The 22,344-nt window shown below is 64.1% G+C and carries 12 protein-coding genes; 8 read left to right on the forward strand and 4 right to left on the reverse strand.

All coding sequences use genetic code 11. The annotated features are described in order from the left end of the window. Window positions 1-80 precede the first annotated feature (80 nt). The 3 genes from ACW73L_RS14460 (at window position 81) to ACW73L_RS14470 (ending at window position 5,522) form a co-directional block, all read left to right on the forward strand. Window positions 81-2,609, forward strand: coding sequence for a glycogen/starch/alpha-glucan phosphorylase (locus ACW73L_RS14460; RefSeq protein ID WP_498922978.1), 2,529 nt, complete (start codon window positions 81-83; stop codon window positions 2,607-2,609). A gap of 457 nt (window positions 2,610-3,066) precedes the next feature. After that, a complete protein-coding gene (locus ACW73L_RS14465; RefSeq protein ID WP_498922979.1) occupies window positions 3,067-4,257 on the forward strand; it encodes a capsular polysaccharide export protein, LipB/KpsS family in 1,191 nt (396 codons plus the stop codon). Further along, window positions 4,254-5,522 carry a capsule polysaccharide biogenesis protein gene (locus tag ACW73L_RS14470; protein ID WP_498922981.1) on the forward strand — a complete coding sequence of 423 codons (1,269 nt, stop codon included), beginning with the start codon at window positions 4,254-4,256 and terminating at the stop codon, window positions 5,520-5,522. Before ACW73L_RS14465 ends, ACW73L_RS14470 begins: the two co-directional genes overlap by 4 nt. A 17-nt stretch (window positions 5,523-5,539) precedes the next feature. Here the strand turns inward: ACW73L_RS14470 and ACW73L_RS14475 are convergent, their stop codons facing one another. Genes ACW73L_RS14475 through ACW73L_RS14485 form a run of 3 tightly spaced genes read right to left on the reverse strand, consistent with a single transcriptional unit; the run spans window position 5,540 to window position 15,425 of the window. Then, window positions 5,540-6,385, reverse strand: a complete 846-nt coding sequence (locus ACW73L_RS14475) for a formyltransferase family protein (protein ID WP_498922983.1) — start codon at window positions 6,383-6,385, stop codon at window positions 5,540-5,542. After that, entirely contained in the window at window positions 6,382-7,749 is a 1,368-nt protein-coding gene (locus ACW73L_RS14480) for an aminotransferase class I/II-fold pyridoxal phosphate-dependent enzyme (RefSeq protein ID WP_498922984.1), read from the reverse strand. The genes ACW73L_RS14475 and ACW73L_RS14480 overlap by 4 nt, the downstream gene beginning before the upstream one ends. Beyond that, complete coding sequence (locus ACW73L_RS14485) at window positions 7,746-15,425, reverse strand: type I polyketide synthase (RefSeq protein WP_498922986.1); 7,680 nt, start codon at window positions 15,423-15,425, stop codon at window positions 7,746-7,748. The genes ACW73L_RS14480 and ACW73L_RS14485 overlap by 4 nt, the downstream gene beginning before the upstream one ends. 876 nt (window positions 15,426-16,301) lie before the next feature. Between ACW73L_RS14485 and ACW73L_RS14490 the strand changes: the two genes are divergently transcribed. The 5 genes from ACW73L_RS14490 to ACW73L_RS14510 all read left to right on the forward strand — a co-directional run bounded on the left by ACW73L_RS14490 (window position 16,302) and on the right by ACW73L_RS14510 (window position 21,158). After that, entirely contained in the window at window positions 16,302-17,480 is a 1,179-nt protein-coding gene (locus ACW73L_RS14490) for an MlaE family ABC transporter permease (RefSeq protein ID WP_498922987.1), read from the forward strand. Beyond that, the gene (locus ACW73L_RS14495; RefSeq protein ID WP_498923114.1) at window positions 17,480-18,295 is read left to right on the forward strand and encodes an ABC transporter ATP-binding protein; all 816 of its coding nucleotides are present in this window, start codon (window positions 17,480-17,482) and stop codon (window positions 18,293-18,295) included. Before ACW73L_RS14490 ends, ACW73L_RS14495 begins: the two co-directional genes overlap by 1 nt. Then, complete coding sequence (locus ACW73L_RS14500; RefSeq protein WP_498922989.1) at window positions 18,292-19,311, forward strand: MlaD family protein; 1,020 nt, start codon at window positions 18,292-18,294, stop codon at window positions 19,309-19,311. Before ACW73L_RS14495 ends, ACW73L_RS14500 begins: the two co-directional genes overlap by 4 nt. Continuing rightward, window positions 19,311-19,964 carry a PqiC family protein gene (locus ACW73L_RS14505; protein WP_498922991.1) on the forward strand — a complete coding sequence of 218 codons (654 nt, stop codon included), beginning with the start codon at window positions 19,311-19,313 and terminating at the stop codon, window positions 19,962-19,964. Before ACW73L_RS14500 ends, ACW73L_RS14505 begins: the two co-directional genes overlap by 1 nt. Before the next feature lie 357 nt (window positions 19,965-20,321). Beyond that, window positions 20,322-21,158, forward strand: coding sequence for a proteasome-type protease (locus ACW73L_RS14510; RefSeq protein WP_129884164.1), 837 nt, complete (start codon window positions 20,322-20,324; stop codon window positions 21,156-21,158). 280 nt (window positions 21,159-21,438) lie between these two features. Here the strand turns inward: ACW73L_RS14510 and ACW73L_RS14515 are convergent, their stop codons facing one another. Further along, a complete protein-coding gene (locus tag ACW73L_RS14515) occupies window positions 21,439-22,275 on the reverse strand; it encodes an EcsC family protein (protein WP_498922993.1) in 837 nt (278 codons plus the stop codon). Window positions 22,276-22,344 lie beyond the last annotated feature (69 nt).

Consider the following 22,344-nt stretch of genomic DNA (forward strand, 5'->3'; position numbering starts at 1 on the left):
CGGCAGCCCACCGGGGGCGTGTGTACGGAAGTTGCTTGCGCCCATAGAAACTTTTCTTTCAGTCACCAACACGACACGTCATGGGCAAAACGTCCTCACCTGAAGCGCAAGAAGGCGACATCAGTACCGATCGAACCGGTTCTACGCCGGCGTCGATCAAGAAGGCATTCTGGGATCACCTGCTCTACATCCAGGGTAAGTTTCCCGCGCTGGCCACCCGCAACGACTATTACATGGCCTTGGCCCATACGGTGCGGGATCGCATGCTTCACCGCTGGGTCAGCACGGCCGCGGCATATACGACCCAGGGTTCGCGGACCGTCGCCTATTTGTCGGCCGAATTCCTGATGGGTCCGCATCTCGGAAACAACCTGATCAATCTCGGGTTGTACGAGGTCGTCGATGAAGCCATGCAGGAACTCGGTCTGAAACTCGACGACCTGTTGGCGGAAGAGGAAGAGCCGGGTCTCGGGAATGGCGGCTTGGGGCGTCTGGCGGCCTGTTTCCTAGATTCGATGGCGACGCTGGAAATTCCGTCGCTTGGCTATGGCATCCGCTACGAGTTCGGCATCTTCGATCAGCAGATCGTCGATGGCTGGCAGGTCGAGAAGACCGACAAATGGCTGCGTTACGGCAATCCCTGGGAGATCATTCGGGCCGAGTGGGCGGTCGAGGTCAAGCTGGGCGGCTACACGGAAACCTTCATCGACGAGCGTGGACGCAGCCGCGTGCGCTGGGTGCCGGCGAAGGTGGTGCTGGGGATACCCTATGACACCCCGATCCTGGGCTACCGCAACAACACCGCCAACACGCTGCGGCTGTGGCGAGCGGAGGCGCCTGAATCCTTCGATTTCGAAGTGTTCAACCGCGGTGACTATTACGGTGCCGTCAACCAGAAGATCGCTTCGGAAAATCTGACCAAGGTGCTTTATCCGAATGACGAGCAGATTCAGGGCAAGACGCTGCGGCTGGAGCAGCAGTTTTTTTTCGTGTCCTGTTCGCTACAGGACATGATCCGGATCCTTCGGGTTCAGAAGATCCCGCTCGAGCGCTTTCACGAAAAATTCACGATCCAGCTCAACGATACCCACCCCTGCATCGCCGTCGCCGAATTGATGCGTTTGTTCCTGGATGAACACGGCATGGACTGGGACACGGCTTGGTCGATCACCCGGCAGACCTTTGCGTACACCAATCACACCCTGCTCCCCGAAGCCCTGGAGCGGTGGCCTCTCGGCATGTTCGGGGCTGAGCTGCCGCGGCATCTGGAGATCATTTACGAGATCAACGCGCGTTTCCTGGACGAGGTGCGGATGCGTTTCCTCGGCGACGACCAGCGCGTGGCGCGGATGTCGCTGATCGACGAAGCCGGTGAACGCTATGTGCGGATGGCCCATCTCGCCTGCGCCGGGAGCTACGCGATCAATGGCGTCGCCGAGTTGCATTCCGAACTGTTGAAACAGGATGTGCTAAAGGACTTCTTCGAACTGTGGCCGGAGAAATTTAGCAACAAGACCAACGGCGTGACCCCGCGGCGCTGGATCGCGCTGAGCAATCCCAAACTCACGCGGCTGTTGAACGGGACGATCGGGCCCGAGTGGATCACCGATCTCGATCGGTTGCGCGCGCTCGAACCCTATGCGGAGGATGCCGCCTTCCGCCAGACGTGGACCGAGATCAAAAGGGCGAACAAGGTCATTCTGGCACGGCACGTGTTGTCCCAAACGGGCATTTCGATCGACCCCGATTCGCTGTTCGACGTTCAGGTCAAACGGATACACGAGTACAAGCGGCAGCATCTGAACATCCTGCATGTGATCGCGCTTTATCACCGGCTCAAGAGCAGTCCGAATCTGGAGATGGAGCCGCGCACCTTCATCTTTGGCGGCAAGGCGGCGCCCGGTTATTTCATCGCCAAACTCATCATCCGGCTGATCACCGCGGTCGGCGAAGTCGTCAATCGCGATCCGGCGATCCGCAACCTCTTGAAAGTCGTGTTCGTGCCGAACTTCAATGTCACGACGGCGCAGTCCATCTATCCTGCCGCCGATCTGTCCGAACAAATCTCAACCGCCGGCAAGGAGGCGTCCGGCACCGGCAATATGAAATTCTCGATGAACGGCGCCCTGACGATCGGCACGCTGGACGGGGCCAATATCGAGATCCGCGAGGAGGTGGGCTCGGAGAACTTTTTCCTGTTCGGGTTGACCACCCCGGAAGTCGCTCGGCTGAAGAGTTCGGGCTACCAGCCGGTTGAGTGCTATCACACCCAACCGGAATTGCGCGAAGTTCTGGATCTGATTCGGAATGGCTTTTTCTCGCGAGGAGACACGGACCTCTTCCGGCCGCTGGTCGACGGTCTGCTGTACCACGATCCCTTCATGGTGCTCGCCGATTTCGCCTCCTATGCGGATTGCCAGATGCAGGTGAATCAGGCCTACCGGGATCGCGACCACTGGGTGCATATGTCCATCATGAACGCGGCCCGCACCGGGAAGTTCTCCTCTGACCGGACGATTGCGGAGTATGCGGAAACCATCTGGCGCACGGAGGCGACCAAGGTGCCGCTGGTGACGCCCGACGAGGTCAATTTCCGCGTGCTGCAGTAGCCAGGATGCAGGAATGGTAACGCCCTGCCGCCAGCGCAGGGGGGTAATGATGGGAAAATCAACACGCGCGTGTTTGAGACCGGCTATGCCGGGCGGGCAGAGTCTGCGGGAGCCCTGTCTCAGGCTGGATCCCCTGCGTGGACGCGAGGTAGGGAAGTCTGGATTGCGCCTTGAAGCCGAGTGTTGTGGGAATGGTCCGTTGGCAGCCCGGGCCATCGATCCCCGCTGTCGCGGCGCTGTGGCGATCGCGATTTGCGCGCGACCGACCGGCTGAGCGGGTCTGTTTACGCCCCAAAATGGGTCGTATCCTGGTAAAATTCGGAACGATGGAATTCGTGCTCATCCTGGGATCCGGCCGTTCCCCGTCACCCGCCAGCATCGGCTCTCAAGTTCGCGGAACACGAGAGGGGATCCCCACCGACGCTCCTTGCGTTGGTTCGCGTCGGCGCTTCGGATTTTGAGTCCCAGCCCCGCTCTCACAGCGGAGCGCAGCGATCTCGGTGCTTCGATCCGCCCAATCAGCATTTGTCATGGGTTCACGCTCTGGCGCAGGGTGATCGTCCGCTCGTTGCTGGCCGCCTTCGATAGCCGCGCGCAGTTCACGGGGCATGGCGAAGACCCGGTGCCGCGTGCCAGGAGTAGGGAGGCCGGCATCGTCGTCTGGGCCAGCGAGGAGCCGCCCGGGCTCGCCCGGCAATGCTCCGAGGAAGGCGTTCCGCTGCTCAGGATGGAGGATGGCTTCATCCGTTCTGGCGGTCTGGGCTCGGATTTCAGCTGGCCCTATTCGATGGTCCTCGACCGGGGTGGAATCTACTTCGATCCCGAGTCGGACAGCGACCTTGAGCAGATCCTTGAAAACACTGACTTCGATGCCTCGATGCTGCAGCGCGCGGCCAGGTTACGCCAGCGCGTCGTTTCGGACCGGGTGACCAAGTACCAGCAAGGAGGGGAGGCGCCCGCCCTTGGCCAATTGCCGTCCGACCGTAAGCGAATTCTGGTGCCGGGACAGGTCCCGCAGGACGCCTCCGTGGTCCGCGGCGGGGGTGAAATCCGGAGCAACCTCGCTTTGCTGGCAGCGGTGCGCCGCGCCAATCCGGAGGCGTACGTCCTTTACAAGCCTCACCCCGATGTCGCGCGGGGCAATCGGAATGGCGCCGTGCACCCGGACGATCTGCTGCGGCTAGCGGACCGGGAGGTCACGGGCGTCCCGATCGCGTCGCTCTTTGCGCAGGTCGACGAGGTTCACACACTGACCTCGCTGGCCGGATTCGAAGCCTTGCTGCGCGACAAGCCGGTACACACCTACGGGCGGCCCTTTTACGCGGGCTGGGGTCTGACGCGGGATCGATACGACTTCCCGCGTCGCAGCCGGCAGCTTACCGTCGACGAACTGGTGGCCGGGAGCCTGATCGCCTATCCCCTGTACTTCGATTGGGCACGCGGGGACTTGCAGACGGTCGAGTCGGCGCTCGATCAGCTCGCGGCCGCGCGGTTGCCCTTGCCGCTGCGTTTGCGCTCGCGGCTTTTCTTCACCGGTCGGGCCTTGCTGAAGGCCACCGGCTTGATGAATGTGCTGCGCCGGTGCAAAGGGAAAGCAGACGAAATTCCTCGTGTCGAGCGCAATGGCGCGCAGCGGGGAGAGGAATGACAGCGTCCCGGTCCGGTGAACCCCAAACCGCGCGCGCCTTTCTGTTCCTGCAGGGCCCGATATCGCCGTTCTTCACGCGCATCGGCGAGGAGTTGGTGCGTCGCGGTCACGGAGTCCATGCAGTGCACCTGAGCATCGGCGACTGGATGCTGTGGCGCCGGCCAGGGGGTGTCAGTTACCGGGGACGCCTCGCGGAGTGGGGGGACTTTATCGCCGGCTTCATGGAACGCCATCGCATCACGGATCTGGTCCTGCTCGGCGAGCAACGCGATTACCACAAGCAGGCGATTGCGCTCGCAGCCGAGCGGGGAATCGCTGTCACGGTGACCGACTTCGGCTATCTGCGGCCCGACTGGATCACATTCGAGCGGGACGGCATGTCGGCGTGCTCGCATGTTCCGCGCGATCCCGATGTAATCCGCCGCTTGGCTGAGGGCCTGGCCGAGGCCGACTGCTCCCGGCGCTATCAGGACAGTTTCTGGACCATGGCGTTTTGGGACATTGGCTACCATCTCGCCAACTATTTCCTATGGTGGCTGTATCCGCATTACCGCAGCCACAAGATGGCCAATCCGGTCCTGATCTATCTGGGAACCGGCTTGCGACTGCTGCTGGCGCCATGGAACCAGCGGCGGGCGGAACGCGCCTTGCGGAAACTGACCGCCGGTAACAAGCCGGTGTTCGTGTTTCCGCTGCAGATGGCCTATGACTTCCAGTTGCGGGCCTACTCGCCCTTCAAGGATCAGGACCAGGCGATCGACGAGGTACTGACCTCGTTCGCCGCGCATGCTCCGCGCGATAGTCGCCTGCTGGTCAAGGTGCACCCGCTGGATCCTGGCATGCGCAGCTGGGGCGGTCTGGTCCGTAGGATCGCGCGCCGTCTCGGCATCGAGCAGCGCGTCGCCTATATCGACGGCGGGAATCTCGATCGGATCATCAAGACCGCCGTCGGTATGGTCACCATCAACAGCACTTCAGGGCTGCGCGCAATCTATCTCGGCTGCCCGGTGATTACTCTCGGTGACGCGATCTTCGACATCGAGGGGCTCACCTTCCAACAGGGCCTTGATCGCTTCTGGTCGGAATGCGCGCCGCCCGATCGGGCGCTCCGTGCTGCGTTCGTGAACCTGCTCGCAGCGACGATTCAGTTGCGCGGCGTCTACTACAACGAGCCGGGCTTGCAGGCGGCCGTGAGGGCGGCGGCTTACCGGCTGCATCACCGCGCGGTCAACGAGATACTCCCACCCGACAGTCCCGGACGCTGAAAGTCGTCGCCAGTGCTTCAGCCGGTTGTCGGGTGCCCCGGCCGGCCGGTCAGGGATGCCATGAGGTCCTGCCACCTGACCAGGCAACCGCCGGTTTCACGCAAGGTCGCCACGTCGGCGGCACTCGGCCAGCTGTCATAGCTGCCGGAATCTTGTTGAGACCGTCCCCGCTCCGCCCGCAGAAACGCCCGTAGTCGCTCGGTCACGAGGTGGGTTCCGGACACATAGAGGTCAAGGGTGGTGCGCAGCACGCTGTCCGTCGGGCCGGGCACATGCTCGGACTGTGCGAGGATTTCGCCGGTGTCCAGATCCGCATCGATCCGGTGGACGCTGACCCCGAAGCGCGCCGTGCCTCGCAGGCGGGAGTAAAACACCGGATCGACCCCGCGAAACTCGGGGAGTAGCGAGGGGTGGATGTTGATCCCTCCGTTCGGCGCGATGGCGTACGTCTCAGGGGCGATACGCTGGTTGAAGAACGCCGACAGCAAGACCTCCGGTGCCCGTGCGGCGATGAAGTCGCGTCCGGGTTGAGCGTTCAAATCCCGTGTCGTAAGTATTGGGATCCGCTGCGCGGACGCGATCGAGCTCACGGCACCGGCAGGGCCACAGCGTCCGATCAGATCGCTAAGCCCTGTCGCACACCAGAGGTAGAGCGCGTAGTGCAGCCCGCTGGTCCGGATTTGCTGCCAGGCTCCGCGAGACCATCCATACCGTGCCGATAGCACGCGCGACGACAGTATCACTCCGGTCACGGCAATGTCCGGGCTGGACACCACGCTGCGCAGCACGCTGGCGCCGATGACGCCCTCGGTGGTGCAGAGCACGACCCGGACCGGCGTTGGTGCCCGGTCCACCGGATTCACAGGCGGCGGTACTCCTCGGCCAGTGCGGCGACAGCCTGGAGCACATCGGCTTCGCTGTGCTCGCATCCGATGAAAAAGCGCAGGCGAGCGGCTTTCTCCTCTACGGCCGGATAGAGGATGGGGGCAACGTTGATACCGCGTTCGAACAGCGCCTGGACCAGCCGCCCGGCGCGAATGGAACTGCCGGTGATGGCGGGAATGATTGACAGGCCTTCGCTACGTCCGGTGTCGATACCTTCGGCCTTGGCACTGTTCAGGAACAGGCGAGCACGGGCACGCAAGCGCTGAGCCCGCTCCGGTTCGGCCTGCAGGATGCGTAGTGACGCCAAGGCGGCGCCGGCCGCAGCCGGGGACATGCCGACGCTGTAGACGAAGCCGGGTGCGGCCAACTTCAGATGCTCGATCAGGGCGGCTTCTCCGGCAATGTAGCCGCCGCAACTGGCCATCGCCTTGCTCAGCGTGCCCATCCAGATATCGACGTCGTGGCCGTCCATGCCAAAGTGATCGGCGAGCCCGAAACCACGCGGTCCCATGACGCCGAACGAATGCGCTTCATCGACCATCAGGAAGCAGTGATGGCGCTGCTTGATCTCGACGAAACGGGGTAGGTCGGGAAAATCCCCGTCCATGCTGTACAGGCCCTCGATCATGATCACCACGCACTCGTAGCGCCGGCGATGCTCCGTCAGCAGCGCATCCAGTGCCGCCCAGTCATTGTGCGGGAACGACAGGCGTCTGGCGCCGGACAGCTGGATGCCTTGCAATGCGCTGTTGTGAATCAGCGTGTCATGCACGATCAGGTCCTTGGGGCCGAAGAGATAACCCACGGCGGTGACGTTGGTCGCATGCCCGCTGACGAACACGACGCAATCCTCGACGCCGTGGCTTTCGGCCAGGGCCGCTTCCAACTCGCGATGGATCGGGCGCTCCCCCGACACGAGGCGGCTGGCCGAAACCGAGGTACCGTATCGGTCGATCGCGGCTTTCGCAGCGGCCCGTATCTCGGGATGCCCGGACAGCCCCAGATAGTCGTAGCCGGAGAAATTGAGATAGTCGTGCCCGTCGATGCGCGTAGTGCGTCCGGCGATGCCCTGATGCACGCGAAAATACGGATTGGGGATACCCAGGTTGGCCGCACCCTCCTTGACGATGCGCAGCTTCTGATAGTTCGGATGCAGAGCCAGCCGATAACAGCGCTCGGGGATTGCCGGGTCATGCCCGGACAGCGCGTCGCCGAATCCTGTTGGCCCCGGTTGCGCTGCCTCCTTGTCGACACGGCGGGCACGGCGCTCGAGCGCCTGATGGATGAGATGATCCTTCAGTTGACTGGTGAGACCCTGTAAGCCTTTGCCTTTTGCCTTCACGGGCCGCCACTTCCGGTTCTGCTGTGCTTGAAGCGCTGTTCCACGTCCGCGGTGATGGCATCGACGTGCTCGCGGCTCAACTCTTCGGCATGGACAGAGGCCATGTGACGTACCTCCTCCGCCAGCGAGTGGCCGGTCGCCGGTTCAGCCCCGCTGCTGCCGCCACGCAACTGGCGAGTGATCCTTTCGGCGAGTCGGGCAATGCTCGGCCCTTCGCTCAGCAGCATGACCGGCACGCGGACGCCCACGCGCTTTTCGAGCGCGGTGATCAGTTCCATGCCCATCAGCGAATCCATGCCCAGGTCATGCACCGAGCGGTGCTCGTCGAGACGATCCTGAGCGATCCGGAGGATCTCGGCCACTTCGCGCTTCAGGATTTCGATCAGCCGGGGAATGAACTCTTCGTCCGGCATTTCCGCCAGCCAGCGGCGAACGGTCTCGGCGTCGGTGGCGTCGTCGACGTTCGCTTCGGTATCCGGGAGCAGCGCGCGATACTTCGGGGCGTTTGCCGTCGGCATCATCCGGCGCAGGGCGCTCCAGTTCAGATTCACGACCCCGAACCCGGATTGCTCGTTTGCGAGCATGCGCTCCAGCCAGTCCAGCGCTTCGACGGCCGTCAAGGCCTTGCCGCCCAGCCGCTCCTCGAGGTTCTGGCGAATCCGATCGTGGCGGGCCAGGTAGCCGGCATCGGCGATCGGTCCGAAAGCAATGCAATACGCACGCAAGCCCTCGGCGCGCAGTTCCTCGGCCAGCGCCTCCAGGTAATGATTGGCGCCGACATAGTTCGCCTGACCGGGGTTGCCGAACAGCGTCGTTGCCGACGAGAAGAACACCAGGAAGTCCAGCGGCGTGCGGCGGGCATGGTCGGCGAAGGCCTGTGCGCCGAGGATCTTCGGCGCGTAGGCCTGCATGATCTGGTCTCCGGTGAGCGCATGACTCATGCCGTCGGCAATGACTGCGGCCGCATGGATGACGCCTCCCAAGGGCGCGGCCGCGTGCTGTTGCAACTCGGCGAGCAGCGCGTTGACCGCGCTGCGGGAGGCGACATCGCAGGCCAGGCACCGGATGTCGACACCCTCGGCCGCCATTGCGGCAATCCGTGCCTCACCGTCGCTCGCCGCCGCGCCGCTGCGGCTGATCAGCGCCAGGTGGCGGGCCCCTTTGGCAACCAGCCATTCCGCGGTCTTGAGGCCGAACCCGGACAGGCCGCCACTGATTAGATAGGTTTTGTCAGGGCTCAATGCCAGCGGCGGTGACGGCGCCGATACGTCCGGCCAATGGACCGCGTCCGGTTCCATGGTGACGACGATCTTGCCGATATGCCGGGACTGCTGCATGTGCCGGAACGCGTCGACGATGTCCTGCGACCCGAAGGCGCGGTAGGGCAGCGGTTTCAGCGATTCGTTTTCGAAGAGTTCCAGAAGCTCGGAAAAGAGGCGACGCGTCAGATCGGGCCGCTCGGTCATCAACTGATCGGCATCGATCCCGAAATACGAGATATTGTTGCGGAAGGGCCGCAATCCGATCTTCGTGTTCTCGTAGAAGTCGCGTTTGCCGAGTTCGAGGAAGCGACCGAAGGGCCGCAGAACCCGGAGATTGCGATGGATGGCTTCGCCGGCGAGCGAGTTCAGCACCACGTCGACGCCGACACCGCCGGTTCGCTCAAGAATCTCGTCGGCGAAGTCCAGCGAGCGGCTGTCGAAGACATGGTCAGCGCCCAGTAAGCGAACGAAGTCGCGCTTCTCGTCCGAGCCCGCGGTCGCGAAGATCTCCGCGCCGCAGTAGTGAGCGAGCTGAATGGCGGCTATGCCGACGCCGCCGGCGGCACCGTGGATCAGAATTCGCTCGCCTTCGGCCAGTTGCGCCAGATGGCGCAGCGCGTAGAACACCGTGAAGAAGGCGATCGGCACCGTCGCCGCGGCAGCAAACGACCAGCCCGCGGGTTTGTGCGCCACCGCGCCGGCCGGCGTCACCGCGCGGGTCGCGAAGCTGGACGGGGCGAAGGCCATCACGGCGTCTCCCGGCTTGAAGTTCCGGACTTCGCTGCCGGTCGCGATCACCGTGCCCGCGAGTTCCATCCCGAGCGTCGGCCCGGCGAAGCCGGCTTCCACGGCCTCGTCCGACAGCAAGCCCATGGCGTACATGACATCCCGGAAGTTGAGTCCGGCCGCCCGGACCGCAATCTCCACCTGATCGTTGGCGAGGGGCGTCGAGGCAACGCGCCGCCAGACCAGATTCTTCAAGGGTCCCGGAACCGAAAAGTCGAGTTTGAACACGCCGTCGCACGGTTCCGATGGCTGGCTGGTGGCAGCTAACGGCGGTACGGCCGTCTCCACGAGTCGCGGGGCGAAACGGCCGCTTCCGGTCAGCACGATCTCGTCCTCGTCCTGCGGCGTGAGCAGTTCATCGACGAGGTCGGCTGCCATGCGCTCCAGGCGGTCCGGATCGGCGCAATCGACCAGACGGATGGGAATGTCCGGATATTCATTCATGACCGTGCGCATGAACCCCCAAACAGCCGCGTCGTCGCAGCGAGGGGGAGCCGACAGGCTGGAACGCACGGCGGTTGGCAAGAGGTGTGCCGCCGCTCCGCGCGTGACCAGCCAGCACGGGGTGTTGCGCCCCAGTGCACGGCAACGATTGAGGATGTGGAGCGTCGCTGCGCTGCGCTGGCATTGCTGTTGGAGGCGGTGCTGCGGGCTATCGTCGGCGGCTTCGGGGTCGCCCAGTAGCACGATACCTGTTACTTCGCGCCCCTGAGTCAGCAGCGCATCAAAGCGCGGCAAGGGCTTTTGCGTCGCGCTGCCATCCTCTTCCGGCTCGTGCGTGAAATCCAGGCCCGGACGGGCGGCGATCACCCGATGGCCTAAGGAACGCAGCTTCGACGCGACGGCATTCCCGAGGGCCTGTGCGTAGCGAGTGGGTTGTGGGTCGTGGACGACCAGCCAGGTTTGTGCGGGCGTCTCCGGGTCGACGGTGGTCTCCGGCGGGCAGGCCGCGTTCCGGGCGAGCAGCAGGAAATATCCCGAGTCGACGCCTGGTAGATCTTGAATTATCCGCGTTTGGGCTAAGCCCGAGCTCGCCACCAGGGCGCCCCAGTGGTGCGGCGGCCGCAGGCGGGATATGGGTCCCGCGTGCGTGCCGGCAAGCCACCAGTCGTGCTGTGCGCCCCAGACCAGGTCGGCGCGACGGGAGGGGTATTCGTCGATCGCTAGCAGCAGACCATCCTGGGCCAGCAGCCGTTCCGTGCAACCCAGCCAACCGCGGGGATTGTCCAGCTCGGAGAAGCCTTCCGTCAGCACGAGGATGTCCGCGATGGGCAGCTCGGGTTCCAGCGACAGGGCATCCGGTGCCATCAGGTCGAGCTGCCGCGTCCGAAGGTAGCGGAAGCGCTGGAGCAGGGCAGTGCGATCCGCAGGACCTGCATCAGTTGGCGTGATGATCAGGTAATCCACTCGCGTCTGGTCGACCTGTGTCAGCACGTAAGGCGCCAGGGGCGTCTGTCCGCAGGATACTTCGACGATGCGCAAGCGTCTGTGCGGCGGCATCTGGGCGACGGCCGTCAGGACGATGCCGGCTGCTGCCGTGCGAAAATCGCCGGCACCTGGATCATTTCCGCGCACCGATACCCGGTTCAAGTCGCCCGGTTGCAACAAGGCAGCGGCATCGACCTGTCCGGACAGCACCTCGAGGAGATGCAGTCCAACCCGACCGGCCGTGATGACCGGAAGCGCGTAGTCCGGGTAATCGCCGATCAGGCTGGCCCAGACCGCCACGGGTTCCGGCGTCCCCGAATCGGGACACCAGCGCCAGACGCCATCGGCAGGCTCGACGATCCCGTCTTCCTGCAAGAACTCCAGTAAGCGATGCACATAGGGTCCCATGCCCGATCCGAGCGCCGCGCTGGCGGCAAGGCGAGCCGGGTCGATCGGCTGGTCCTCGGGACAAAGCGAGCGCAGTGTGCGCTCGGCAAACGCGGTGCAAAGAACATCGACGAGCGGCTCGACTTCCTCGTAATAGCGCTTCCGCTCCAGGATGCGCGTCGCGCCATGCAACGCGGCCTGGGCGCTGGCGCAGAGCATATCGGTCGTCGGCAGCGCGGCCTGGGGTGCCCTCAGGGGCATCGGCACCGCGGCGAACTGTAGCGGCCTGAGCGGCTCAACCGAGCCCTCCGCGAGATTGACCTGCCTGAACCGAACGCCGTCCAGTTCCATTACCGGGGTGCCGAGTGCATCCCGGAGCGCAAAGTCGCCCAGCAGGGATCTGGGGTTTCGCCGCCGAAGGCTGGCCTGTGCCAGGGCGCCCGGTCGTTCGCCTGAGTACTGGACGATCCGCGCGGCGCCGGTTGGGACGAAGGCAGAGGCTTCTCCGGTGCGGCTCCGGGCCTGCGCGACGATGCCCAGGAGCAGTTGAAAACTGCCATCCAATTGGGGGAGCGTTACGCGCTCTGCGCGGCTACTCGATTCGACGCGGACCTCCGTTCGCAGCTGAGCGATTGCGCCAGACGGTCCCAGCCAGATCTTGTCCAGGCTCTGAAAGGCGGGGCCGTAATCGAGCCCGAGGGCCTGGCAGGCGGCGTAGTGCGCCGAGGCCAGCAGGTCCGGCGGTCGTCGCGGAGGCGTCCTGCGCGGCAAGGCCTTGACGGCGTGGCCGGGCGTGAGCAAGCGGCCGACTGCGTTGAGGTGCCATAACCCGCCTGCCGATCGTTCGCGGCTACGGATCGAGAAATTGCCGTACTCATCGTCGATGGCGAGACGTACCGTTTTCGAGGTCGCGGCCTCGAGTAAAAGCGGCGCCCTGATCTCGAAGTCCTCGATGGTCTGCGACGCACCGCCGAACCGCAACTCGGCCGCCGCCAGCGCCATCGCAATGAACCCGGCGGCTGGAAAGACCACCGACTCACCGATGCGATGATCGGCCAGGTCCGGGAATCGGGTGCAATCCAGATGGTTTTCCCACTGCCATGGGTTTTCGGCCAGCCGGTAGCCAAGCAGCGGATGTTCGGCACTGCGGTGGATCAGGTCGTAGGCATCCGGGGTGATCGGGTGCCAGCAGCGCTCGCGCTGCCAGGGATAGTGAGGAATCTCGGCCAGACGACCGCGGTGCGGAAACAGCTTGCCAAAATCGACCGGGCTGCCGGCGATCATGACCTGAAACAAGGCGTCCCGGACGCGTTCCACCCGGTCGTCCGAGCGCAGCATCGCCGGTATCACCCGGCCTTCGGTCGCGCTTTGCCGCAGGCAATCGCCGATGTAGTTGCGCAACACGGCATGCGGACCGATCTCAACGAACACATTGGCGCCCCGCTCGATCAGGGTCTCGATAGCGGCCTGGAACTGGACGGGCTCGCGAACATTACGCCACCAGTAACTGCCATTGAGCTTGTCGCCGGGCAGGGCGCCGCCGGTCACCGTCGAGAAGAAGGGAAGGCGGGCCGTCCTCGGCTTGAGGTCTGCGAGGCTGTGCTTGATCGGGTCCTGAAGCGGGTCCATGGCGGCGCTATGGAACGGGTAGTCCAGCGGCAGACGCCGGAAGTAGACTTCGCGCTCGGTCAACAGGCATTCGACCCGGCTTAGCGCGGCCAGGGTGCCCGCCAGGGTCACGCCGCGCGGGCTGTTGATCCCGGCGACGGCCGGTCGCTCGTCCGGCGGCAGGGTGTCCAGGATCTCCCCGATGGCATCCTGCGACAGTCCGACCGCCGTCATGCCGCCGGTGCCGCGGGTGTGGCCCTGTTCGAGGCTGCGGACATGGACGACCTCGACCGCCTGAGGCAGCGACAGCGCCCCGCTGGCCCAGGCTGCCGCGACCTCGCCGACACTGTGGCCAACGAGCGCCATCGCTTCGACACCCCACGCGCGCAGCAGGCTCGTCAGACCGACCTGCACGGCAAACAGCAGCGGTTGAGCGATTTCGGTCGCGTCGAGACGCTGCGCCTCGTCGTCCGCGGCCAACTCCGACAGGATGGAAAAGCCGCCGCGGGCGCAAAATAATGCATCGACCTCCTCAACGGCGTGGCGAAAGCCGGGCTCGGCCTGCAGCAGATTTCTCCCCATCCCGGCCCACTGTGAGCCATTCCCCGAATAGACGAATACCGGCTTCGAGGCCCGGCTCAGGGCGCGTCCCGAACTCACCCCCGGGGTGTCCTCTGCGCCGACCGTTCGCACCAGCAGGGCCGCTAAGGCTTCGCGCGTCGGGGCCCACGCGACCATTCGATGGTCGTGATGATCGCGGTGGAAGGCCGCGGTGTAGAGGGCATCGTAAAAAGAAGATACCTGCGGGTTTTGCAGGTATTCGGCGAACTCCCGTGCTGCGGTCCGCGCCGCCGTGTCGCTGCGGCCGGACAACAGCAGCGGCGCGGAGAAATCATCGACGGCATCCGAGCGGGTATCGGTCCGGCCGGGCGGCGGGCTCTTCAGGATCACGTGCGCATTGGCGCCGCCGAAGCCGAATGAGTTGACCCCGATGACCAGGGTTTTGTCCGTGGGCAGCGGTGTCACCGCGGACACGACACGGATGTTCAACGTGTCGAACGGGATGCGTGTGTTGGGTGTCTGGAGATGGATCGATGGGGGTACTGTCCGGTGCTCCAGGCAGAGCAGCGCCTTGACCAGTCCCGCCACGCCGGAGGCGGCTTCGAGATGACCTAGATTGCTCTTGACGGAACCGATCAGCAGCGGCTTGTCGGGGGCACGGCGCTGGCCCAGGGCCCGGCCGATCGCGGTGGCTTCGATCGGATCGCCGACGCGGGTTCCCGTGCCGTGAGCCTCGAGATAATCGAGTTCCTCAGGACTGACTCCTGCTCCGGTGTAGACCTCCCGCAACAGACGCGCCTGTGCGGCATCACTCGGTACGGTCAGACCCTGCGTGCGCCCGTCACAGTTGCTGCCAGAGCCAGCCACGACGGCCAGAATCCGGTCGCCGTCGGCGATGGCTTGATCCAGATCCTTGAGCAGGAACAGTCCGCCGCCCTCGGAACGGACATAACCGTCGCCGGAGTCGTCGAACACACGGCAGGTGCCGTCTGGAGAAAGCATGGAAGCCTTCGAAAAGCCGACGAAGGCGAACGGGTGCAAATGCAGGCTGATGCCGCCGGTCAGGGCCTGCGTGCACTCGCCGCTGCGGATTGACTGGCAGGCGAGATGGAAGGCGACCAGCGCCGAGGAACAGGCCGTGTCGACGGTGACGCTCGGTCCCTTCAGATCGAAGAAGTAGGAAATCCGGTTGGCGGCGATGCTGGCCGTGTTGCCGGTCATCGTCGAGGCATCGATGGAACCGAGATCGTCCGCGCGGCGGTATGCGTAATCAATGCTCGACAGGCCGATATAGACGGCACTGTGACTGCCCTGCAGCGCGCTGGGCCGGATCCCGGCATGCTCCATTGTTTCCCAGGCCAGTTCGAGCAGCAGACGCTGTTGCGGATCCATCTGGCCTGCTTCGCGCGGCGAAATACCGAAGAAGCCGGCATCGAAGCCAGTGACGTCACCGACGGAACCGGCGGCAAAGGTGTAGGTGGAGCCGGGTTCGTTGCGATTCGGATGCAGGTAGTGATCCTTGGCCCAGCGCCCGTCGTCGACGGTACTGACGAGATTGCTGCCATCGCAGAGCGACTGCCACAAACGGTCGGGGCTGGCGCCCGGGAGACGGAATGCATAGCCGACCAGAGCCACTTGTCTCATCGGTCCCACCTCGGCCGGGCGTGCGGTTTGCAGCTTCCTGATGTCGCGGCGTCGGCGACTCGGTCGCTGACATTCCGGAGGGGTTTGCCGATCGGCAACGGCGGTCGGCCTATGGGGTTAAACCGGTCTGGCATGCTGTCTCAAAAAGTCGCGAGGATGCACTCGTGACCCGGGTTCACGGTGCTGCCCAAACGATGAACGCGGCGCCCCTTCCTTTTCGAGAAGGTCACCTCCGGGGGCGAATGGGATGGGACGGTAGAGCTGGTTCGATCGGAGTCAACCGAGCTTGCGTCCGTGTCTGGGAAAGCGCTGTTTGCAATGTGTGCTCCACGCGCCTGATCCCGTTGAGTCATCGTGTGGCCCTTATGAGAGATGTGGACTTTCCCCGCATACGGCGCTGTTTTCGTAGCGGCCGAGTGGCGCGACGAGCATCCCGAGCGGTTACCGCTTCCTCAACGTGTCAGGATTATAACCTGCCCGGAGGTATGTCGCGGAGCTTAAACCACGATCGAGGGTCGACGGTACGCCGTGATGTGTAATAAAGACAAAGACATGGGATCTGGTGTCCGATTGCGAATGACAGGCACGCCGCTCCTGGTTGCAGCGCCGGGCACCTGCACTCAGAACAGTCCTGTCGAGCCCAGACGGATTTTCGCCATGGACCTACCGCCTTGGACAATCCAGGTCTCGTTTGGCAGAATCGCGGACGGCTACACGGCACGGCGTTAATGGGCGCCGAAATGAGTACCCACCACCGACCCGAAGATGGCGGGGTTGTCCGGCGATATCGCCGCAAACTGCTGAAATCGACACTTCTGCTGCGCCGCGGAAGAGTTTCCCGCCGGCTCAATCTTCTCTTGCGCCTACGGTGTCACGATGGCTTCCCCGAACGATGGACAGCAACCCGGGTTCCCAGCGGAGTCCGCTGCGCATGAGCCTTTCGTAGACGTTCGCAGCGACGCGTCGGGCCGTCTGGCGGTGTCTTTCGGCGGGGACTGGCGCATCGGGTCCGTCCTTCCGGATCTGACGCCCGTGCATGCCGCCCTGAGCGAAAGGACGCCCCGGATCCTGGTGCTGGCGGCGCCACGCCTTAGCGCCTGGGATAGCCGCTTTCTGACCCAGTTGATCGGACTGGCCGATCTCGCCGAGTCACGCGGGATCACTGTGGACACGGCGCAGTTGCCACGCGGGGTATGCAGTTTGTTGCAGCTCGCCCACGCCGTTCCCGAGCGCATGGACACAGGCCGCGAACCGGATGATCCGAGTTGGCTTGCCGCGGTGGGCCGTTGGAGCCAGTGGCTGGTGCGGGATTTCCGGGACCTCCTCGCCTTCGTCGGCGAGGCGACCCTGAGCATGGGGAGCGTCGTCGTTGGCAAGACCCGGTTTCGTCGCGTCGACCTGCTGCGTCTGATGCAGGACTGCGGCGCGATGGCTCTGCCTATCGTGTCGTTGATCAGCCTTTTGGTCGGTCTGATCCTGGCGTTCGTCGGTGCGGTGCAACTGCAGATGTTCGGTGCCCAGGTCTACATCGCGGACCTGGTTGGACTGGGGATGACCCGCGAAATGGGCGCCCTGATGACGGCGGTGATTGTTTCGGGGCGGTCGGGCGCAGCGTTCGCGGCTCAGTTGGGCACGATGAACGTCAATCAGGAGATCGATGCCTTCAAGGCGATGGGCATATCGACCTTCGATTTCCTGGTGGTGCCGCGCCTACTCGCGCTGATCTCGATGATGCCCATCCTGTGCCTGTATGCGATGCTGATGGGTATTATCGGGGGAGCGATCGTCGCGGTGGCCTTTTTCGATATCTCCGTATCCGAATACATCACCGAGACCCTCCGGGTCGTCCAGATGCGCCATTTTCTGATCGGACTGTTCAAGGGGCTCGTGTTCGGCGTACTCGTCGGTACCGCCGGATGCCTGCGGGGCATGCAATGCGGACGGAGCGCGTCCGCGGTCGGTGATGCCGCGACATCCGCCGTCGTGACGAGCATCGTGTTCATCGTGGTCGCAGATTCGGTGCTGACCCTTGTGTTCAATCGTCTGCGCTTGTGATGCAGCCCAATCCCGATCTCGGCGAGACCGCCTACATCGCCGTCAGAGATTTGACGATGGCCTTTGCCGATCGCGTGATCCAGAAGGATCTGAACTTTGCCGTCCGGCGCGGGGAGATCTTCGTCGTGATGGGCGGTAGCGGGTGCGGCAAGAGCACGCTGCTGCGCCATTTGCTGGGCTTGCAGCAACCGACTCGGGGCGAGGTGCTGTACGCGGCGCGCAGCCTCTGGGAGTCGCCGCCGTCGGAGCGCGCGGCAATCCTGCGGAAGACCGGCGTGCTGTTCCAGAGCGGTGCCCTGTGGAGTTCGATGACGCTGATCGAGAATGTAGCCCTCCCCTTGAGCCAGTTCACGGACCTGCCGCCAAGCGAGGTGGAGGCCATCGCGCGCCTCAAACTGGCGCTGGTGGGACTGGCCGGTTTCGAAGAGTATTACCCGGCCGAGTTGAGCGGCGGCATGCAAAAGCGGGCGGGACTGGCCCGGGCGATGGCGCTTGATCCTGACATCCTCTTTTTTGACGAGCCCTCGGCTGGCCTGGATCCGCTCAGTGCCAAACGCCTGGATGACCTGATCCTGAGCCTCCGCGACAACCTGGGGGCCACCATCGTCGTGGTGACGCATGAACTCGCGAGTATCTTCGCGATTGCCGACAATTCGATTTTTCTGGATGCCGAGAGCCAGACCATCATCGCATCGGGAAATCCCAGGGATTTGCTGGCCGATTCCACGGACGTGCGCGTGCGCGAATTCCTGACGCGTGGCCTGCACGATCGCAGCGGTCGCGGCCTGCGGAGAGCGGAAGAGGGCAGGGTATGAGTCGCCCTGTCAGCCCCAGCCTGATCGGCGCGTTCGTGCTCAGTGGCTTGGCGCTGCTGTTGGGTGGCATCCTGCTGTTCGGCGGCGGCAAGTTCTTCAGAACGAAAGTCAGCTATGTGGTCTATTTCGATTCCTCGCTGAACGGCTTGATGATCGGCGCACCCGTTTCGATTCAGGGGGTTCAGGTCGGTAGTGTCAAGGATATCGACATCATGTTCGACCGGGAGCACAACGCGGTGCTGAAGCCGGTCGTGCTGGAACTCGACCTAGAAACCCTGCGCGATGAACAGGGACGCGGGTTTCGACCGGCCTTCACGTTGCAGAAGCGTAAGGAGAACCTGCAGAAGCTAATTGATGCCGGCCTGCGGGCGCGCCTGGAACCGCAGAGCTTCCTCACCGGACGACTGTACGTCGAACTGAGCTTCTATCCGGGCGAGCCGCTGCATCTGGTCGGTCACGACTACCAGGGCTACCTCGAGATCCCCAGTGTGCCGGCCCGCGGGGATGAACTGCGCAACACGCTGGACGAAGTGATGCGTCAGTTTCGGCGGATTCCCTTCGACAAGATTCTCGGGGACGTCACGGTCACGCTGGAACGCATCCGGGTCTTCGTCTCCTCCGACGATCTCGACGCGGCGCGCAAGGATCTCGCGCTGGCACTGCGGGATGCCCATGCGCTGCTGGCCAACCTGAACCATCAGGTGGGTCCCCTGGCCTCGGATGCACGTCGCACCAGCACCGAAATGCGGGGGCTGGTGCAGGATCTGCGGGAAGAACTGAAACCGCTGGTCAAACGCACCGATGCCGCGCTGATCACGAGCCAGCAGACCCTCGAGACGGCGACCGCGACCATGAAGAAACTGCAAGGCACGCTCCATGCGGCAGAGGATTTCACGGCACCGGACTCCAATCTCGATCAGGCGATCGTGGAATTACGAGAAACGGCCCGGGCCGTGCGGGATCTGGCCGATGCGCTCGAACGCAAACCCGATTCGCTGCTGTTCGGGAAACAGTGATGGGTGACATGGTAAGGCCGGAGACCCCGATGGTGACCTTGCGTATTCGCTGCCTGGCGTTGACGTGCGCCGCCGCCCTGATGTCCGCCTGCGCCAGCCGGACGCCGCCCCCGTCCTACTACCTGCTGCAGGCGACGGACCAGGCAGGCCCGAAGGCAGCCCAGGCCGAGACCGTAGCGCCTGCCGTGGGCGTAGGTCCGATCCGGTTTCCCCGCTACCTCGACCGCCCGCAGATGGTCGTGGCCCTGCCTGACGGGGAATTGCGTCTCCGCGATGGTGAGCGCTGGGCCGACAATCTGCGCGAAAACTTTGCGCGGGTGTTGGCCGAAGATCTGGCAGCCAAGTTGACAGCCGAGCGGATTCTGGTGCATCCCTGGGCCCGCACCGAGTCGGTCGACTTCAAGCTGAGCTTGCGCGTCAACGAGTTCCATTTGAGCGAAGACGGGCGAGCGCTGCTGGACGTCCGTTGGGACCTCTACCGCAAGGAGGGGCTCGTGCTTTCCCGCAAGTCGCGGTTGTACGCGCAGGCCGAGCCCAACGTCCCGGCATCGGGCGTTGCAGCCTTGAGTCGCACGGTCGATGCACTAAGCCGGGAATGCGCCGACGCGATTCGCCGCACCCTGGCAGCGCCTGCCCAGGGAAGCTCTGGATGAATCGGCGCCTCGCTAGCGCCGGCTCAGCGGGATGCCGCGGGCGGTGCCATGCACTGACGCCGGCCGGCGCAGTTTGATTGTGCCGAGCGAGCGCAAAAGTAATGTTAAGATCTAACTAATGCAGCTTTCTCCCGCCAACCTGTTGGAACTGGGCCGACACCGGGTGGCGACTCCGGAGAGCGCTGGCGGGACATGAGTCAGGCCGCGCCGCCTGCCTCACGCTCCGCAGACAAACGAGAGCCGCCTCAGGCAACGCCACGCGAGTTTCGGTGCCGCCGCGCCGAATCGGGTGGCGACAGGGCCTAGTCCAGGGAAGGTCGGCGGCAACGTCACCACTGTTTAGCTGACTGACAAACCATGACTTACTGCTTGGCTATCAAGGTCGATGACGGCCTGATCTTTGCGACCGATTCGCGAACCCATGCCGGCGTGGACTACGCCAGCGTTTACAGCAAGATGCACCGGTTCGAATTGAACGGTGACCGTCTGCTGGTGCTGCTCGCCGCTGGCAGCCTGGCGACAACCCAGGCCGTGCTGAATCAGATCCGCCGCGATCTCGATGACCCGGATGCCGCGGCGAATCTGCACACGATGGACTACATCTTCGACGTCGCCAGCTATATTGGCGGCATTAGTGTGAAGGTGCAGGAGCAGCACCTGTCTGCCATGCAGCGCTGCGGGTTTTCCGGGGAGGCCAGCTTCATCCTGGGCGGGCAGATCAAGGGCAAGGATCCCGAGATTCTGCTGATCTATCCGCAGGGCAACTACATCACGGTCGCGCCGAATACGCCCTACCTGCAAATCGGCGAAACGAAGTACGGTAAGCCGATTCTGGACCGCATGATCTCGGCCACGACCTCGCTGGAAGATGCAGCCCGCTGTGCACTGGTGTCGCTCGACTCGACCATGCGCAGCAACATCTCGGTGGGGCCACCGGTCGAGTTGGCGATTTACCGGCGTGACAGTTTCCATGTCAGCCACTATCTGAACCTCGAGATGACCTCCCAGTTCTACACGGCGATGCAGAAGAACTGGGCGGAGGGCATCCGCCAGGCTTTCAACCGGTTGCCCCGCTTCGACTGGGAATCCAACTGGGAACAACTGCCGGAGCCGGTGTACGACCCCGCAGTTCCTTTTTGCACCGAGCCCGACGGCCTGTTCGAAGAGCTCTCAGCTAAACAAAATCGCGCCTGACTGATACGCCAGCCCTTACCGACGGGGGCGCGCGTTCAGTCTTCGGTCGCGCCGGTGATCTGGTCAGGTCCCCGGGGAGTGTTTGTCCCGTGCTGCGGTGGTTTTCGCGAAAGCGGGAATGCGATGCCTTTTCCGGTATTTGAGGTGCCGCGTCGCTCTCATCGCAGCGTGCCGCTACGGCCGGGCGGTGGTTCCTAAGAGCCTGCTATCGCGTCCTTTCCGCCCCAGCCGGAATCCGTCTCCATGCTGACCGCCCTCGACAGGCCATCGCGCCTGCCGGCTACCAGCCCTCCAGCGGGCTGTATTCCTTCCGGCTCTGCTGATCGGATATGGCGCCGACTCGGACGTAAGCAACACGGATGGCCTGGGCGCCATACTTGCGTTCCAGGCGGCGCACGATGAAGTGGCCTCGCGCGATGTCCTGGAAATGCTGCATGAAGATCACGTTGAGGGCCGCGCCGCTGAGCGCGCCGACCACCGGTACGATGCGTGCCGCGTGGACGTCGGACAGAGCGATGCCGAAACGCGCGGCGACCCCGCGCAGGAACTCGACGCCGCCGGGTAGCGAGCCCGGCGTGGCCTGATGCGATAGCGTGCCTCCGAAGTGGAAGGCCAGGCTTCCTCGCAGCCCGAAATAGCCGGTCTCTGCGCCGTCATCGTCGCGTGATCGCGCTCCGAGGCCGAAGACCTCGACGCAGGCCAGGTGCGTCGACTCATCCGCCAGATCCTCACCATGGCGATGGGCGATGGCGGCAATCGAGCGCAGCATCAGCAGCGTCATCACGGGCAACTCGCCCAGCAGTCCGAGCGGTCCGGCCAAGCCGCCCGCCGCGCCGGCGATGGCGGCCGCCGCCCGGTGTCGTTTGTCACCCGCCCATGTCGTGTGGTTCTGACCGAGCGTCGAGACGGCGAGCCGCGCGGCCCGCGAGATGCTTGCTTCAGCACCGGTCTCGACCGCGCGATACCAACTCTGCGGTAACAACTTGAGCATCCGTTCTATAGGAACGCCAATCACGCTGCTGAGTCGCGCGGCCAGGGAAGGATGCTCCAGCTGCTCATATGCCCAACGCAGCTCGCTGGCTTCATCGTCGCTCAGGATGCCGGGTTCGGGAAACATGATATCTTCTCCATCGCTATGGCCTCGACGGGCCTATGGCGCGGCGGCTTGGGATCCGCCACGCATTGC

The sequence above is a fragment of the Methylolobus aquaticus genome (assembly GCF_054172105.1).